At 71.7% G+C, this 14,850-nt stretch carries 16 protein-coding genes; 10 read left to right on the top strand and 6 right to left on the bottom strand.

Going from position 1 to position 14,850, the window contains the following annotated elements; genetic code table 11:
• Nucleotides 1–13: 13 nt before the first annotated feature.
• Together trmB and MRBLWH3_RS09315 are read right to left on the bottom strand one after the other, a co-directional pair.
• On the bottom strand, nucleotides 14–679 hold the full coding sequence (gene trmB, locus MRBLWH3_RS09320) for a tRNA (guanosine(46)-N7)-methyltransferase TrmB (protein ID WP_363435411.1): 666 nt from the start codon (nucleotides 677–679) through the stop codon (nucleotides 14–16).
• A 218-nt stretch (nucleotides 680–897) separates the two neighbouring features.
• On the bottom strand, nucleotides 898–1,740 hold the full coding sequence (locus MRBLWH3_RS09315; protein WP_363430920.1) for a DUF3097 family protein: 843 nt from the start codon (nucleotides 1,738–1,740) through the stop codon (nucleotides 898–900).
• Nucleotides 1,741–1,929: 189 nt separating this feature from the next.
• On the opposite strand from MRBLWH3_RS09315, the gene MRBLWH3_RS09310 reads away from it, so the two are divergent.
• The 4 genes from MRBLWH3_RS09310 (at nucleotide 1,930) to MRBLWH3_RS09295 (ending at nucleotide 6,204) form a co-directional block, all read left to right on the top strand.
• Entirely contained in the window at nucleotides 1,930–3,957 is a 2,028-nt protein-coding gene (locus tag MRBLWH3_RS09310) for a TPM domain-containing protein (RefSeq protein WP_363430917.1), read from the top strand.
• 99 nt (nucleotides 3,958–4,056) lie between these two features.
• Entirely contained in the window at nucleotides 4,057–4,794 is a 738-nt protein-coding gene (locus tag MRBLWH3_RS09305; protein ID WP_363430914.1) for a PspA/IM30 family protein, read from the top strand.
• A gap of 118 nt (nucleotides 4,795–4,912) precedes the next feature.
• Complete coding sequence (locus MRBLWH3_RS09300) at nucleotides 4,913–5,749, top strand: arginase family protein (protein WP_363430911.1); 837 nt, start codon at nucleotides 4,913–4,915, stop codon at nucleotides 5,747–5,749.
• Nucleotides 5,746–6,204: a Fe-S oxidoreductase gene (locus MRBLWH3_RS09295; protein WP_363430909.1), complete on the top strand. Its 459-nt coding sequence runs from the start codon at nucleotides 5,746–5,748 to the stop codon at nucleotides 6,202–6,204. The genes MRBLWH3_RS09300 and MRBLWH3_RS09295 overlap by 4 nt, the downstream gene beginning before the upstream one ends.
• Before the next feature lie 65 nt (nucleotides 6,205–6,269).
• On the opposite strand, the gene MRBLWH3_RS09290 is transcribed toward MRBLWH3_RS09295, so the two are convergent.
• The 4 genes from MRBLWH3_RS09290 to MRBLWH3_RS09275 form a co-directional block, all read right to left on the bottom strand.
• Entirely contained in the window at nucleotides 6,270–6,593 is a 324-nt protein-coding gene (locus MRBLWH3_RS09290; RefSeq protein WP_363430906.1) for a hypothetical protein, read from the bottom strand.
• Nucleotides 6,594–6,750: 157 nt separating this feature from the next.
• Nucleotides 6,751–7,227, bottom strand: coding sequence for an SIP domain-containing protein (locus MRBLWH3_RS09285; protein ID WP_363430903.1), 477 nt, complete (start codon nucleotides 7,225–7,227; stop codon nucleotides 6,751–6,753).
• Nucleotides 7,228–7,301: 74 nt separating this feature from the next.
• Entirely contained in the window at nucleotides 7,302–8,093 is a 792-nt protein-coding gene (locus MRBLWH3_RS09280) for a tyrosine-protein phosphatase (RefSeq protein ID WP_363430901.1), read from the bottom strand.
• Entirely contained in the window at nucleotides 8,090–8,599 is a 510-nt protein-coding gene (locus tag MRBLWH3_RS09275; RefSeq protein WP_045297469.1) for a carboxymuconolactone decarboxylase family protein, read from the bottom strand. Before MRBLWH3_RS09275 ends, MRBLWH3_RS09280 begins: the two co-directional genes overlap by 4 nt.
• Before the next feature lie 67 nt (nucleotides 8,600–8,666).
• Between MRBLWH3_RS09275 and MRBLWH3_RS09270 the strand changes: the two genes are divergently transcribed.
• The 6 genes from MRBLWH3_RS09270 (at nucleotide 8,667) to MRBLWH3_RS09245 (ending at nucleotide 14,834) form a co-directional block, all read left to right on the top strand.
• Nucleotides 8,667–9,623: an alpha/beta fold hydrolase gene (locus tag MRBLWH3_RS09270; RefSeq protein ID WP_363430899.1), complete on the top strand. Its 957-nt coding sequence runs from the start codon at nucleotides 8,667–8,669 to the stop codon at nucleotides 9,621–9,623.
• A 166-nt stretch (nucleotides 9,624–9,789) separates the two neighbouring features.
• Nucleotides 9,790–11,304, top strand: a complete 1,515-nt coding sequence (locus tag MRBLWH3_RS09265) for an ABC transporter substrate-binding protein (protein WP_363430897.1) — start codon at nucleotides 9,790–9,792, stop codon at nucleotides 11,302–11,304.
• Nucleotides 11,301–12,251, top strand: a complete 951-nt coding sequence (locus MRBLWH3_RS09260) for an ABC transporter permease (protein ID WP_363430894.1) — start codon at nucleotides 11,301–11,303, stop codon at nucleotides 12,249–12,251. The genes MRBLWH3_RS09265 and MRBLWH3_RS09260 overlap by 4 nt, the downstream gene beginning before the upstream one ends.
• On the top strand, nucleotides 12,248–13,210 hold the full coding sequence (locus tag MRBLWH3_RS09255; RefSeq protein ID WP_363430891.1) for an ABC transporter permease: 963 nt from the start codon (nucleotides 12,248–12,250) through the stop codon (nucleotides 13,208–13,210). The genes MRBLWH3_RS09260 and MRBLWH3_RS09255 overlap by 4 nt, the downstream gene beginning before the upstream one ends.
• Complete coding sequence (locus tag MRBLWH3_RS09250) at nucleotides 13,207–14,040, top strand: ABC transporter ATP-binding protein (RefSeq protein ID WP_363430888.1); 834 nt, start codon at nucleotides 13,207–13,209, stop codon at nucleotides 14,038–14,040. Before MRBLWH3_RS09255 ends, MRBLWH3_RS09250 begins: the two co-directional genes overlap by 4 nt.
• Nucleotides 14,037–14,834, top strand: coding sequence for an ABC transporter ATP-binding protein (locus MRBLWH3_RS09245; RefSeq protein WP_363430885.1), 798 nt, complete (start codon nucleotides 14,037–14,039; stop codon nucleotides 14,832–14,834). Before MRBLWH3_RS09250 ends, MRBLWH3_RS09245 begins: the two co-directional genes overlap by 4 nt.
• Nucleotides 14,835–14,850: the final 16 nt, after the last annotated feature.

The following is a 14,850-nucleotide window of genomic DNA, read 5'->3' as shown; positions in this document are numbered from 1 at the left end:
CCGGTGGGTCCGCTCATGACCTCGCGACGCGGCGATACGACAGATCTCGGATGTCGCGTCCCACGCGCGCGCCCTTGCGCTCGAAAGCGGTGAGCACGCGGCCGTCGAAGCGCGGCGCCCACTCGCCCTCGAACGTCGCCTCGAAGTCCGCCGCCGACGACATGACCTCGCGCATCTGCAGCGCGTAGTCCTCCCAGTCGGTCGCGAGCCGCAGCATCCCGCCGTCCTTCAACGCACGTGCCGCGATCGCCCCGAAGCCCCCCGCGACCAGGCGGCGCTTGGTGTGCTTCTTCTTGTGCCACGGATCCGGGAAGAAGATCCAGAGCTCGTCGACGGATGCCTCGGGCAGCAGGTGCTGCAGCACCTCGGGCGCGTTCGCCTCGACCAGGCGCAGGTTGCGCGCGCCCGCCCGGTCGGCGTCGAGCATGGTGCGGGCGAGTCCGGCCCGGAACACCTCGATCGCGAGGAAGTCCGTGTCGGGGCGCGACGTCGCGGCGTGCACGATCGCGTGGCCCTGGCCCGAGCCGATCTCGACGATGAGCGGCGCTGCGCGCCCCCACACCGCCGCGGGGTCGATCGCCGAGTCCGGCAGGATGCTCGTGGCCGCGCGGTCGCGCGGCACCTCGATCACGAAGTGCGGTGCGAGCTCGCTCCACGCGCGCTCCTGGGCGTCGGACATCCTGCCGCTGCGCCGTACGAAGGACACCGGCTTCTCACGGAAGGTGCGGGGCTCGGGCGCAGGCGTGGCACGGTTCGTCACCCCTCCAGGCTACCCAGGGCGTCCGACGATTCCCGCGGGAGTACAGCTGGTTGGAAGAGGGTGGGTGCTTCCCGACGTCTCGTCGACCAGCTTTGCTCCCGCGGCAGGAGCGAGCCGCGCCGGACGCTGCGAGCGGGCTATTGCGGGACGGTGACGAAATCGATGAGCTCCTCGACGCGGCCGAGGAAGGCGGGCTCGAGGTCGCGATAGGACTTCACCGACGCGAGGATGCGCTTCCACGCCCGGGCGATGTCGGCCTGGTCGCGTGCGGGCCAGCCGAGCGCGCGGCACACGCCGACCTTGAACTCGATGCCGCGCGGCACGCCGGGCCAGCGCTCGATGCCGACCGCGCGGGGCGTGACGCACTGCCACACGTCGATCCAGGGGTGGCCGACGATCAGCACGTGCTCGCCGTGGCGACCGCGCGCGATCGCGTCGGCGATGCGCGACTCCTTCGAGCCGGGCACGAGGTGGTCGACGAGCACGCCGTAGCGGCGCTCAGCCGAGGGCGGCTCCTCGTCGAGCGCGGCGTCGAGGAGGTCGATGCCCTGCAGGTACTCCACGACGACGCCCTCCTCGCGGAGGTCGTCGCCCCACACCTTCTCGACGAGCTCGGCATCGTGCCGGCCCTCGACGAGGATGCGGCTGGCCCGCGCGACGCGCGCACGCGACTCCGCCGCCGCGAACGAACCCGAGGCCGTGCGCTTCGGACCGGTCGGGGCCGCGGCGGGCGCCGGCGGCCCGAGCACGACGTCCCTGCCGTCGATGAGGAACCCGGCGCCCAGCGGGAACAGCCGGCGGCGGCCGCGGCGGTCCTCGAGCTCCACCATGCCGCCGGACGCACCGACGACGGCGCCGCAGAAGCCGTCATCCGCCACCTCGACGACGAGATCACGGGATGCCGCCACCCGCGGCAGCTCCCGCACCCCGTGGCCCTTCCAGCCCGTGGCCAGCACATCGGCGCCGTAGCGATCGTCCATGGTCCTCCTCCGGATCGGCCAGGCTACCCGCCCGCCCGCGCCCGGCCGGGGAGCGACCCGCGCCCGCCCGGCCTGCCGGATACGTTCTCGGCGAACACACATGAGGCGTCGGGCCCGTGGGCTATCGTCGTATCCTCGCGGCTGAATAGACTCGCGGGAGGGGGAACCCGAGTCCCAGAGGGGGGATCGATGCGACTGCGATGGGCTGCAGCGCTGGCGTCCGCTGCGGTGGTCGCGGTCTCGGCGATCGGCAGCGGAGCGGCGCTCGCGACTCCCCCGGTCACGCTCGGCTCGGGCTACGTGCTCGACGACGCCGACGTGCTGTCGTCAGGCGAGGAGTCCGAGGCGCAGGGCCGCCTCGAGCAGCTCAAGACCGACACGGGGCTCGACCTGTGGGTCGTATACGTCGACCAGTTCTCCGAACCGCCGGCCGCCTCGGACTGGGCGAACCAGACCGCCGACGACAACGGACTGGGTCCGACCCAGTACCTCCTCGCGATCTCCACCGAGGGCCGCCAGTACTACCTGTCGGCCGACTCCGCGGGGCCGCTGAGCGAGGACCAGGTCGCCGCGATCGAGCAGCAGCAGATCCAGCCCGCCCTGCGGCAGGACGACTGGCTCGGCGCCGTCGATGCGGCGGCCGACGGAATGACCGACGCCGTCGGCGGCGGAAGCGGCGCCCCGGGCGCGGACCCGGGTGGCAGCGGGTGGCTCACCTGGCTGCTCGTCATCGTCGTGGTCGGCGTCGGCATCGTTCTGCTCGTGGTGCTCCTGCGCCGCCGCAAGAAGGGCGCCGTGACCGCCGGCACCGCGGGTCCGCCTCCGCCGAGCATCGAAGACCTCGAGAGACGCGCGTCGTCGCTGCTCGTCGAGACCGACGACGCCATCAAGACCAGCGCGCAGGAGCTCGGCTTCGCGAGGGCCCAGTTCGGGGATGCCGCGACCATCGAGTTCGAGGCCGCGCTCGCGACCGCGCAGCAGAGCCTCGACGAGGCGTTCGGGCTCAAGCAGAAGCTCGAGGACCACCTCCCCGATTCCGAGCAGGACGCGCGCGCCTGGAACGAACGGATCATCGCGCTCTGCGAGGCCTCCAACGCACTCCTCGACGAGAAGGCAGCGGCGTTCGACGAGCTGCGCAAGCTCGAGCAGAACGCCCCCGAGGCGCTCGCGCGCGTGCACGACGCGAAGGCGAAGGCGGAGGCATCCCTCGGCCAGGCGGTGTCGCGGTTGCGGAGCCTGCAGACGGCGTACGCACCCGAGGCGCTGGCGACCGTCGTCGACAACCCCGAGCAGGCGCGGCAGCGCCTCGCGTTCGCAGAGGAGCAGCTCACCGCCGCGCAGACGGCGGTCGGCTCGGGCGACGGTGGCGAGGCCGCCGTCGGCATCCGGGCCGCCGAAGAGGCCGTCGGCCAGGCGACACTGCTCGAGAACGCCATCGACAAGCTCGCGACGGACCTCGCCGAGGGTGAGCGCAACGCCATGGCCCTCGTAGCCGAGCTCGAGTCCGACATCGCCGCGGCGTCGGCCCTTCCGGACGCCGACGGACGGATCGCGGGCGTCATCGCGTCGACGAGGCAGCAGCTCGACGCCGCCCGCGCCCAGCTCAACGGCACCGCCAAGCGCCCGCTCGCGGCCTTGCAGGGCCTCGAAGCGGCGAATACGCAGATCGACACGCTCGTGCAGGGCGTGCGGGACGCCGAGGCCCAGGCCCAGCGCGCACGTCAGATGGTCGGTCAGGTCATCATTCAGGCGCAGGCCCAGGTGTCGGCCGCCGAGGACTACATCACCGCGCGGCGCGGCGCGGTCGGGGCCCAGGCGCGGACGCGTCTCGCCGAAGCCGGCGCCTCGCTCGCCCGTGCGCAGGCGCTGCAGGCGAGCGACCCGCAGCAGGCGATGCAGCAGGCGCAGCGCGCCGATCAGCTCGCAGGGCAGGCGATCCAGCTCGCGCAGAACGACGTCGGCGCGTTCGACGGCGGCATGGGCGGCATGTTCGGCGGTGGCCAGCAGGGCGGGCAGTCCGGCGGCGGCATGCTCGGCGCTGTCCTCGGCGGCATCGTGCTCAACTCCGTGCTCGGCGGGGGTCGCTCCTCAGCCGGCTCGGGCGGCGGCCTCGGCGGCATGCTGGGCGGCGGCGGAGGGCGCTCCTCGGGCGGCATGCGACCCGGTAGCTTCGGAGGCGGCGGCACGCGCGCCCGCCGAGGAGGTGGCCGCTTCTGACCCGAAACCGCGGAGCCGCCCGCGCGCAGCGGGCCGCGGCATCCATCCCCAGACCAGACTCACCGACCCAGAACTGAAGTCCGATAGGAAGGAAATCCGATGGCGAAGCAGTCCATCTTCGGTCGCATCTCGACCCTCATGAAGGCGAACATCAACGCACTCCTCGACTCGGCCGAGGACCCGCAGAAGATGCTCGACCAGCTGGTGCGCGACTACACGAACTCGATCGCCGACGCGGAGTCGGCCATCGCCGAGACGATCGGCAACCTGCGCCTGCTGGAGCGCGACCACCAGGAGGACGTCCAGGCGGCGGCCGAGTGGGGCAACAAGGCGCTCGCTGCCAGCCGCAAGGCCGACGAGCTGCGCAAGGCCGGCAACACCACCGACGCCGACAAGTTCGACAACCTCGCCAAGATCGCTCTGCAGCGCCAGATCAGCGAGGAGAACGAGGCCAAGGCGATCGCGCCGACCATCGCGACGCAGAACGAGGTCGTCGACAAGCTCAAGGACGGCCTCAACGGCATGAAGCAGAAGCTGGAGCAGCTTCGCTCGAAGCGCTCCGAGCTGCTCGCACGCGCCAAGACCGCCGAGGCGCAGAACAAGGTGCACGACGCCGTCAAGTCGATCGACGTGCTCGACCCGACCAGCGAGCTCGGCCGGTTCGAAGACAAGGTGCGTCGCCAGGAAGCCCTCGCGGCCGGCAAGCAGGAGCTCGCCGCGTCGAGCCTCGACCAGCAGTTCCTCGCCCTCGAGGACGTCGGCGAGCTGACCGAGGTCGAGGCCCGTCTCGCCGCCCTCAAGACCGGTGCGCCGGTGCAGGCCGCGATCGAGAACTGAGCCCACCGCTCGCCGAGGGGCGCCGGTTCCGCACGGATCCGGCGCCCCTCGCGTATGCCTCCAGCGAACGACGGGCGGGACGGATGCCGCAGCGCCCGGTCTGCGCGAAGATGAGGGGATGACGCGTTACCTCGTGGTCCCCCAGTGGCAGGGGAGCCCGTCCTCCCGCGCGATGCAGCTCATCGACGGCGCCCAGGCGATCGCGGGAGACCTCCCTCGGTCCTCCACCACCGTGCTCGACGTCCCCATGGAGGCGGGCGAGTCACTGGGCACGGGCATCCATCGCCTCAGCGCCCTGCAGCGCGTGCGCGGGATGGTCGCACAGGCGTTGGACGCCCACGACGCCGCCGCGCCCGACGAGCCCGTGCTCACGATCGGCGGCGACTGCGGCATCGCACTCGCCCCCATCGCGCACGCCGCCCGCCGGTCCCCCGGGCTCGCGGTGGTCTGGATCGACGCGCACCCCGACCTCAACTCGCCGGACTCGTCGCCATCGGGCGCCTTCGCGGGCATGGCGCTGCGCGCCGTGATCGGCGACGGCGACCCCGGTCTGGCCCTGCCCGCGGGAACGATCGCCGCCGACCGCGTCGTCGTCGGCGGTGCACGCTCGTTCGACGACCCCGAACTCGAGCTCGTGTCGGAGCGCGGCATCGCGGCCCTCACTGTGGAGGCGCTGCGCGAGGGCGACGCCCTTGCCGACGCGGTCCTTGCGACCGGTGCGGACGCCGTGTACATCCACGTAGACATCGACGCACTCGACCCCGCCGAGATCGCAGGCAACGCCCATCCGGAGCCCTTCGGGGTCACCGTGGCCGAGCTGACCGTCGCGGTCGCGCGGCTGCGTGAGCGCGTGCCTCTGGTCGGGGCATCCCTCGCCGGGTACTCCCCTGCGTCGCTCGCGTCGGCCACCGACGATCTGGGCGCGATCCTGCGCGTGATCGGGGCGCTGGCGTGAGTCCCATCCCCACGCCGCCCGCGGGGTGGCGCGCCGCGGCCGAGCGCGCCGTCATCCGGGGGCGGCGCATCGACGACGCCCTCCCCGCGTTCCTGCTGGATTCGCCCATCAGCCGCGTCGGGTACTGGTACGGCTGCGCGGTGGGGTGGGTCTGGGGAACGCTCTGGAGCACCGGGCCCGTCCAGCAGCGCGAGGGCCTGTGGGTGTTCCGCGGGATGCCGCGCTGGACGTTCCCACGCGGCGGATCGTGCGTGGGCGGATGCTTCCTCACCGGCGACGGCCGCATCACCGACGCGCTGCTGCGGCACGAGGCGGTGCACAAGCGCCAGTGGCAGCGCTACGGGCTGCTCATGCCCGTGCTGTACCTGCTGGCCGGACGCAACCCGCTGCGCAACCGGTTCGAGATCGAGGCAGGCCTCGAAGACGGCAATTACGTTCCCCGCGGCGCGGCATGACCGGATGGTCCCGGGGGGCTCGGCGGAGCGCGACCGGATCGGGGCCGGCCGCGCCGCTCAGCGGGTCACTTCTGCCCGTGAAGATGGGCGTTGCAGCCCCATTCCCCCAGCTCGGGGATGACGACATCGGAAGCACCGCCGCCGTTCAGGCTGAGGGCCTTGCGGTCCGCCTGGTCGAACTGGCCCCAGTTCTGGGTCACTCCGCGCTCCACCTCTGAGCCGTCCGACTCGTGATCCTCCAGCCCGGAGAATGAACACGGTGAGTTCGCGTTGCTCCGCGCGCCGGTCGGGTCCCCGTTGGCGTTGAACTCACCCGCGAACGCGCCGCCCGCCGAGCCGAGTACGATGACGGCCCCCACGGCGAACCCCAGCATGATCTTCCTGCGCATGATGCGCCCCTTCCCAGGAGAAAATGGGCGAGCGTCGAGCTCGCCCGCCGCTAGCGAACTCCTCGACCCGGGCGCCGTCAATGGGGTGAATACCGGCCTGGTACCTAGGGTCTCGAGCCCGCCACGCGGCGTCAGACAGACAGGACGAGCGCGGGGCTCAGCGCGCGGTGGCGAGGCCGTACTGCGCGGGGGTGTGGATCGCATCCGTGCGGATGCCGAGATGGACCAGGTGGTCGACGATGTCGGCCGTGCCGAGATAGCCGCCCAGCAGGTGGATGCGGGTCGCGTCGCCGTCGGTGCACAGCATCTCGTCCGCCCACGCGGTGACGGCGCGCGTCAGCGCCTCGCCGGACCCGCAGCCGCGGCCGGTGCCGGGGGCGCCTGAACGCTGCGAGCGGTCGAGCCATGTGACGACCATGCGGCTCGGCGCGGTGATCTCAGCCAGCCATGAGGCGTCGGGGACCTCGACGAAGACCCGGCCCGTCGAGCAGATCGGCAGCGTCGCGAGCACGGCCTCGAGCTCGGCCAGCGATGACTCGTCGGCCGTGATCAGATGCTGGACGCGCGTGTGACGCGACGCTCGGCACGCCGACGCGTTGTGCGCGGCACTCTGAGGCTGGATGTTCTGAACCATGGCCCCTCCACTATACCTCCTGATGAAGGGTTGCCTTACCTCATTACCGTCCGTGAACAACGGATGCCCCGTTCCTAGGCGTCACGCTGAAGCAGCACGCGGCGAAGCTCCACGAGCTCTTCGTCGGCGAGCCCGTGCGTGCGCAGATATTCCGCAGCCGAGCCGTAGCGCTCGTCGACGTCGGCGAGGAGCGCGTGCATCACCGGCGCGGGCGAGCGCGCGACGAGGTCCTCGACGTTCACCGCGCGGGGATGCATGGATCGGATGAGTGCCACGACGTAGCGATTGCGTCGCGCCGGCAGCAGCGCCTCCGTGCGCGCGTAGTCGGCGATGACCTCGTCGGCATCGACGCCCGCTGCAGCCAGCGTCAGCGCGACGGTGACACCGGTGCGATCCTTGCCCGCGGTGCAGTGCACGAGCACCGGCTGGTCGGCGAGGATACCCCGCACCACCGCCACCACGTTCTCCGACGATTCGTCGACGATGAGGCGGTACATCTCGTCGAGACTGAGGTCGTCGCGGAAGAACGAGTCGACCGAGCCCAGGAACAGCGGCACACGCTGGGTCACGACGTCCAGGCCCGCGGTGCGGCTGGGATCGCGGGCGACCTCGTCATCGGCGCGCAGATCGATGATGCGGCGAAGTCCGAGGCCGGCGAGGGCCCTCCCGCCCTTCGCCCCGAGCCGTGCCAGGTTTCCCGAGCGGAACAGGACGCCATACCGGGTCGTCGACGCACCCGCGCGGAGCCCTCCGACATCGCGCAGGTTCACTGCGCCGGGAACGACGGGGTCGGAGAACGCCAGCCGGCCCGACCGCGCGGGATCCGACGGATCGACCGGGTCGACCGACGGCGGATCGTCCGTCACCACGCCGCGCCCGCGGCGGCGTCCTTGTCTTCGCCGACGAGGTCGTCGCGGGGCGGCGTGCTGTACCGGCCCGCGATGGCGATCCGGTTGAACGCGTTGATCGACACCAGGATCCAACTGAGGGCGACGTACTCCTTCTCGCTCAGCACCCCGCCGATGCGGTTGTAGACGTCGTCGGGGATGCCGTCCTCATGGATGTAGACGTAGGCCTCGGCGAGCTCGAGGCCCGCGCGCTCCCGGTCGGAGAAGACGCCGGACTCGCGCCACACCGGGAGCTGCGCGATGTCGTCCGCCGTGACGCCGGCGGCGAGCGCCCGCTCGACGTGCACCCGCACGCAGTACGCGCAACCGTTGCGCTGCGACGCGTGGATCTGCACGAGTTCCTTGAGCCGGTCGTCGATGCCGTTCTCGGCGGCGATGCCGCCCACGGTCTTCGAGAAGGCCGAAAGCGCCTGGTAGGCGGGTCGCGCCGCCCGCGAGAGGTGCACGCGGTGTTCTGCCGTCATGACGCCAGACTACCGAGGGCACGCGCGCGCGGGGCCGGGCGTCGTCGGGGTGGGGCATGATGAGCGGGTGAGCGGCCCCATCGACGAATTCTCGTTCCTTCCCGAGCAGGCCGCGGAGGCCGGCATCGAGGCATCCGTCCCCCGCGGCGAGCGGCTGTCGCTCGCGCTCGCCGACGGGCGCAGCCTGAGCGCGCTGCGCTACACCCCGGCGGACTCCCCCGATGCCGCGCCCGTGGTGACGTTCCTCCACGGCGCGGGGCTCAATGCCCACACGTGGGACACCACTGTCCTGGCGCTCGGACTTCCCGCGCTCGCGATCGACCTCCCCGGCCACGGGGATTCGTCCTGGCGCGACGACGCCGCGTACGTCGCGCGCGTCCTCGCACCCGACGTCGCCGCGGGGATCGACGCCTGGACGGACGCCCCGCAACTGCTCGTCGGGCAGTCGCTGGGCGGGCTGACCGCCGCCGCCGTCGCGGCATCGCGACCCGACCTGGTGCGCGAGCTCGTCGTGATCGACATCACACCGGGCTTGGATCCGAACGCCGGAGCGCGGCAGATCCGCGACTTCTTCGCGGGCCCGGCGACCTGGGCGACGCGCGACGACCTCGTCGACCGTGCACTCGCCTTCGGGCTCGGCGGCGGCACGCGCCGCAAGGCCGAACGCGGCGTCTTCTTCAACTCCCGCATCCGCTCCGACGGCCGCGTCGAGTGGAAGCACCACTTCGCGCGCCTGGCGAACGCGGCATCGGCATCGCCCGCGGCCGCCGCGAGCGCGGCCGCGCAGCAGGACGCGGTCTCCTCGGTGCTCGGCGAGTCCGGCTGGGAGGACCTCGCCGCCGTCACCGCCCCGACTGTGCTCCTGCGCGGCGAGCGCGGCTACGTCACGGAGGAGGACGCCGCGGAATTCGCGCGACGTGTGCCCGCAGCATCCGTCGACGTCGTCGCGTCGGGGCACAACGTGCAGGAGGAGATCCCACTCGAGCTGGGGGCACGGCTGCGCGCCATGGCCGCCGTTGCGTGACCGCTGCGGCGCCGGTGGGGAAGCATTAACGCTTCTGTTGCGTTCCGGGTAGCGGGTTGCCGAACGCCGCCGCGGAATCCCTAGGCTGATACCCACCGGCAGCCCCGACCCCCCTGGGCGGCCGGCGCCTCGCCCAGTACGCGGGACGCATCCCGAAAGGACATTCATGCTCCGTCGCACCGCTCTCGCCGCAGCGTCGCTGCTGGCCGCCGGTCTGCTCGTCCTCAGCGCCTGCAGCGGTGGCGGCGGGAGCTCCGCGCCGACGACGCCCGGCGAGCCCGATCCGGACGCTTCTGTCGCGATCCGGCTGGTGCTCGAGCCCAGCAACCTCGACATCCGCGAGACCGCGGGGTCGGCGCTGGACCAGATCCTCGTCGACAACATCTACCAGGGCCTCGTCGCCCGCACGCCCGAGCAGGACATCGTCCCCGCGCTCGCGAGCGACTGGACGGTCTCGCCCGACGGCGTCACCTACACGTTCACGCTGCGCGAGGGTGTGACGTTCCACGACGGGCAGGAACTGACCCCCCAGGACGTGGTGTGGTCGCTCACCACGCGGCGGGACAGCCCGCAGTGGCGGGACTCGGCGCGGCTGGCGAACGTCACCTCGATCACCGCGGAGGGGCAGGACATCACACTGACTCTCAGCGAGCCGGACTCGAGCCTGCTGTGGAACCTCACGGGCCGCGCCGGCATCGTCCTCAAGGAGGGCGACACCGTCGACTACAAGACCAAGACCAACGGCACAGGTCCATTCGTGCTGACCCAGTGGCGCCAGGGTGACAGCATCACCTTCGAGCGCAATGACGCCTACTGGGGCGAGGCCTCCGGCGCGGCCGAGATCGTCTTCGATTACATCCCCGACAACCAGGCCGCGCTCAACGCGGCGCTCGCAGGTGAGGTCGACGTGGTGACCGGGTTCGACGCGAACCTGAAGGAGCAGGTCGAGCAGGACGGCGACTTCGCGCTCGTGCTCGGCAGGTCCACCGACAAGGGCACGCTCGCGTTCAACCAGACCTCCGGCCCTCTCGCCGACAAGCGCGTGCGCCAGGCGATCCGCCAGGCGATCGACCACGACGCCATCATCGAGGCGCTGGCGTCGGGCCAGACCCAGTACGGGCCGATCCCCGAGCTCGATCCCGGCTACGAAGAGCTGTCGGACGTCGCACCATACGACCCCGAGGCCGCGAAGGAGCTCCTCACGGAGGCGGGCTACGAGGACGACCTCGAGCTCACGCTGACGATCCCCAACTTCTACTCGACGACGATCCCGCAGATCCTGGTCTCCGACCTCGACGAGGTCGGCATCACGCTCGAGGTCGACTCGGTCGACTTCACCACGTGGCTCACCGACGTCTACACGAACCACGACTACGACCTGAGCTTCGTGCTGCACACGGAGGCCCGCGACTTCGAGAACTGGGCGAACCCGGACTACTACTTCACCTACGACAACGCCGAGGTGCAGGAGCTGTACGCCCAGTCGCTGGCGGCCACCGACGAGTCCGAGGCCGCAGATCTGCTCGAGAAGGCGGCCCGCATCGTCTCGGAGGATGCGGCGGCCGACTGGCTGTACAACGGAGCCTCCGTCGTCGCGATCGGCCGCAACGTCGTGGGCATGCCCACCATCAACGTGAACGAGCGGCTGAACGCAGCCGAGATCGCCCAGAGCAACGGGTGATCCGGTACACGCTGACCCGATTCGCCCTGCTCCTGCTCGGGCTTCTCGTCGCCAGCGTGCTGATCTTCGTCACCCTCCGGGTACTCCCCGGTGACATCGCGCACCTCATCGCCGGTGTGGGATCCACCCCCGAGCAGCAGGACGCCATCCGGGAGCGGCTGGGCCTGGGCCGCCCGCTCCCGGAGCAGTACCTCACCTGGATCGGCGGGCTGTTCCGCGGCGACCTCGGCACATCGCTGCTGACGGGCACGAGCGTCGTGGACGAACTCGCCGAGAAGGCGGAGGTGACCGTGCCCCTCGGCATCCTGTCGCTGACCGTCGCCGTCGTGATCAGTGTGCCGCTCGGTGTGCTCTCGGCGATGCGGCGCGGGCGCGCCGCGGGCACGGGACTCAGCGTCGGCGCGCAGACTCTCGCCGCGGTGCCCGTGGTGTGGGCGGGCATGATGCTCGTCGTGGTCTTCGCGGTGTGGCTCGGCTGGCTGCCCGCGCAGGGCTTCCCGCGGTCGGGCTGGAGCGATCCGTGGGCGGCACTGCGCTCGCTCATCCTCCCCGCCCTCACGATCGGCATCGTCGAGGGCGCCATGCTGCTGCGGTTCGTGCGCAGCGCGACCCTGCAGGCCGTCGGCCAGGACTTCGTGCGCACCGCCGCCGCGAAGGGACTCACCCGCGACCAGGCGCTGATCCGCCACGGCCTGCCCGTGGTCGGCCTGTCGGTGATCACGGTGCTCGGCCTGCAGGTCGCGGGCATCATCGTGGGCGCCGTCGTGATCGAGCAACTGTTCTCCCTCCCCGGCATCGGCCGCATGCTCGTCGCCGACGTCGCCGCCCGCGACCTGCCGAAGGTGCAGGGCGAACTCCTGGCCCTGACCGGTTTCGTGCTCATCGTCGGGTTCGTGGTCGACCTCGTGCACCGCGTCATCGACCCCCGGCAGCGGGAGGCACCATGAGCCCGTCGACGAGCTCAGGGAGCGTGCACGGGACGGATGCTGCGCCCGCGGCGCCGCCCGCACCGCGGCGTCGGTCGCGGTGGGCGTGGCTGGGGCGGCTGTGGGCGCTGTCCACCGGACGCTTCGGGTTGATCGTGGTCGCGGTCGTCGTCCTCACCGCGATCGTCTCCCGGTTCTGGACGCCGTTCGACCCCCAGAAGGTCGATATCGCGAACCGCTGGGCCCTCCCCGGCTGGCCCCACCTCCTCGGCACCGACGGTTCTGGCCGCGACATCCTGAGCCTCCTGATGGCCGGCTCCCGCACCACCGTGTTGGTCGCGATCGGCGCCGGCGTCGTCGCGACGGTGATCGGCATCTCGCTCGCCGCGCTCGGCGCCCTCACCGCGCGGTGGGTGCGCGAGTCGGTGGCGGTGTTCGTCGACATCCTCATCGCGTTCCCGGTGCTGATCATCGCGATGATGATCTCGGCGGTGTGGGGCGGATCCCTGTGGGTCGTGATCTGGGCGGTCGGCATCGGCTTCGGCGTGAACATCGCCCGCGTCACGCGACCGGAGCTGCGCCGCGTGCTGCACAGCGACTTCGTCCTCGCCGGGCGGGCGTCCGGCCTCACTCCGGCGCAGAACCTGTGGCGCCACCTCCTCCCCAACGTCGCGCCGGTGTTCATCGTGCAGCTGTCGTGGGGCATGGCGGTCGCCGTGCTCGCCGAAGCGGGACTGTCCTATCTCGGATTCGGCGCGCCGGTCACCGAGCCGTCGTGGGGTCTGCTGCTCGCGCAGCTGCAGCAGTTCATCGCCGTGCACCCGCTGTCGGTGGTGTGGCCCGGCCTCGCCATCACGGTCACCGTGCTGGGGCTCAACCTGCTCGGAGACGGCCTACGGGAGGCCACCGACCCGACGCTCTCCCGCAGCCCCTTCGCCACCCGTCGCGCGCGTCTTCACATCCCGGAGGTGGTGTCGTGAGCCTCGAGGTGCACGACCTCACGGTCGACCTCGGCGAGCGCCGCGTCGTCGACGGCGTCTCGTTCGCCGTGCCCGACGGCGCACGCGTCGGCCTCATCGGCGAGTCGGGCTCGGGCAAGTCGCTGACGGCCCTCGCGATCCTGGGGCTCCTCCCCGATGGCGCGACCGCCTCGGGCAGTGTGCGGTGGAACGGCCGCGAGATCCTGGGCCTTCCCGATCCCGAGCTCGCGGAGCTCCGCGGTGACGAGATCGGCATCGTCTTCCAGGAGCCGCGCACCGCGCTCAACCCGATCCGCACGGTCGGCCGCCAGATCGCCGAGTCGATCCGCATCCACGAGGGGCTGTCGAAGCGGGATGCTGCTGCCCGAGCGATCGCCGAGGCATCGCGTGTCGCCCTCCCCGATCCGCACCGCATCGTTGCGCGCTACCCCCACCAGCTGTCGGGCGGCCAGCGCCAGCGGGTCGCGATCGCCATGGCGCTCGCATGCCGGCCGCGGCTGCTCATCGCCGACGAGCCGACGACAGCGCTTGACGTCACGATCCAGGCCGAGATCCTCGAGCTGCTGCTGTCGCTCGCCCGCGACGACGGCATGTCGCTGGTGTTCATCACGCACGACCTCGCGGTGCTGTCGCAGATCGCCACGCACGGTGTGGTGCTCGAGCGGGGACGCGTGGTGGAGGAGGCGCCGGTGTCGCGGCTGCTCTCGGCTCCGGAATCCGTCGTCACCCGGGAGCTTCTGCGCGACGCGACCGCGACTCTCTGGCGGCCGGAGGGCGGTCGCACCCGCGCGCCGGGGGCCCCGGGTGATGCCCCGGAAGGAGGAGGATGACCCTGCTGATCCGCGGGCGCGGGCTGACGCGCCGCTACCCCACGCCGAAGACGCGGCTGTTCGAGAAGCGGGCATTCACGACGGGACTCGAAGACGCCGACATCGACGTGCGCGAGGGCTCCGCCGTCGGTCTCATCGGCGAGTCGGGCTCAGGCAAGTCGACGCTCGTGCGCCTGCTGCTGGCCCTCGACACCCCCTCCGCCGGAACCGTGGACTTCGACGGGCGACCGGTCGACGCCAAGGATTCGGCGCGCTCGCTGCACTGGCTGCGCACGCAGACGGGGATCGTCTTCCAGGACCCTTACGCGTCGCTCGACCCGCGCATGAGCGTCGGGCGCATCATCGGCGAGCCGCTGTGGGCACTGGGGATCGACGGCGACCGCCGCGCGCGTGTCCGCGAGGTGCTGGACGACGTCGGCCTCCAGGCCGACATGGCCGACCGCTTCCCGCACGAGTTCTCGGGCGGCCAGCGGCAGCGTATCGCCCTGGCGCGCGCGATCGTGCACCGTCCCCGCCTGCTCGTCGGCGACGAGCCGCTGTCGGCGCTGGACGTCACGGTGCGCGCGCAGATCCTCGAACTGCTCGGCGAGCTCCGCGCCCGCGACGGTCTCACGCTCCTGATGGTGTCGCACGACATCGGCGTCGTGCAGAACCTGTGCGACGAGGTCGTCGTCATGAAGGACGGCCGCATCGTCGAGGAGGGCCCGACCGAGAAGGTGCTGCTGCAACCGCAGGTCGCGTACACCCGGCGACTGCTGGCGTCGATCCCGGTGATCGACGCCGGATCGGCGTGACCGCCTCGGGGGCGGC

This window comes from Microbacterium sp. LWH3-1.2 (assembly GCF_040675855.1).
Classification (GTDB): domain Bacteria; phylum Actinomycetota; class Actinomycetes; order Actinomycetales; family Microbacteriaceae; genus Microbacterium.
Note: the sequence above shows the minus strand (reverse complement) of the source record. Positions and strands in the feature narration are given on the sequence as shown.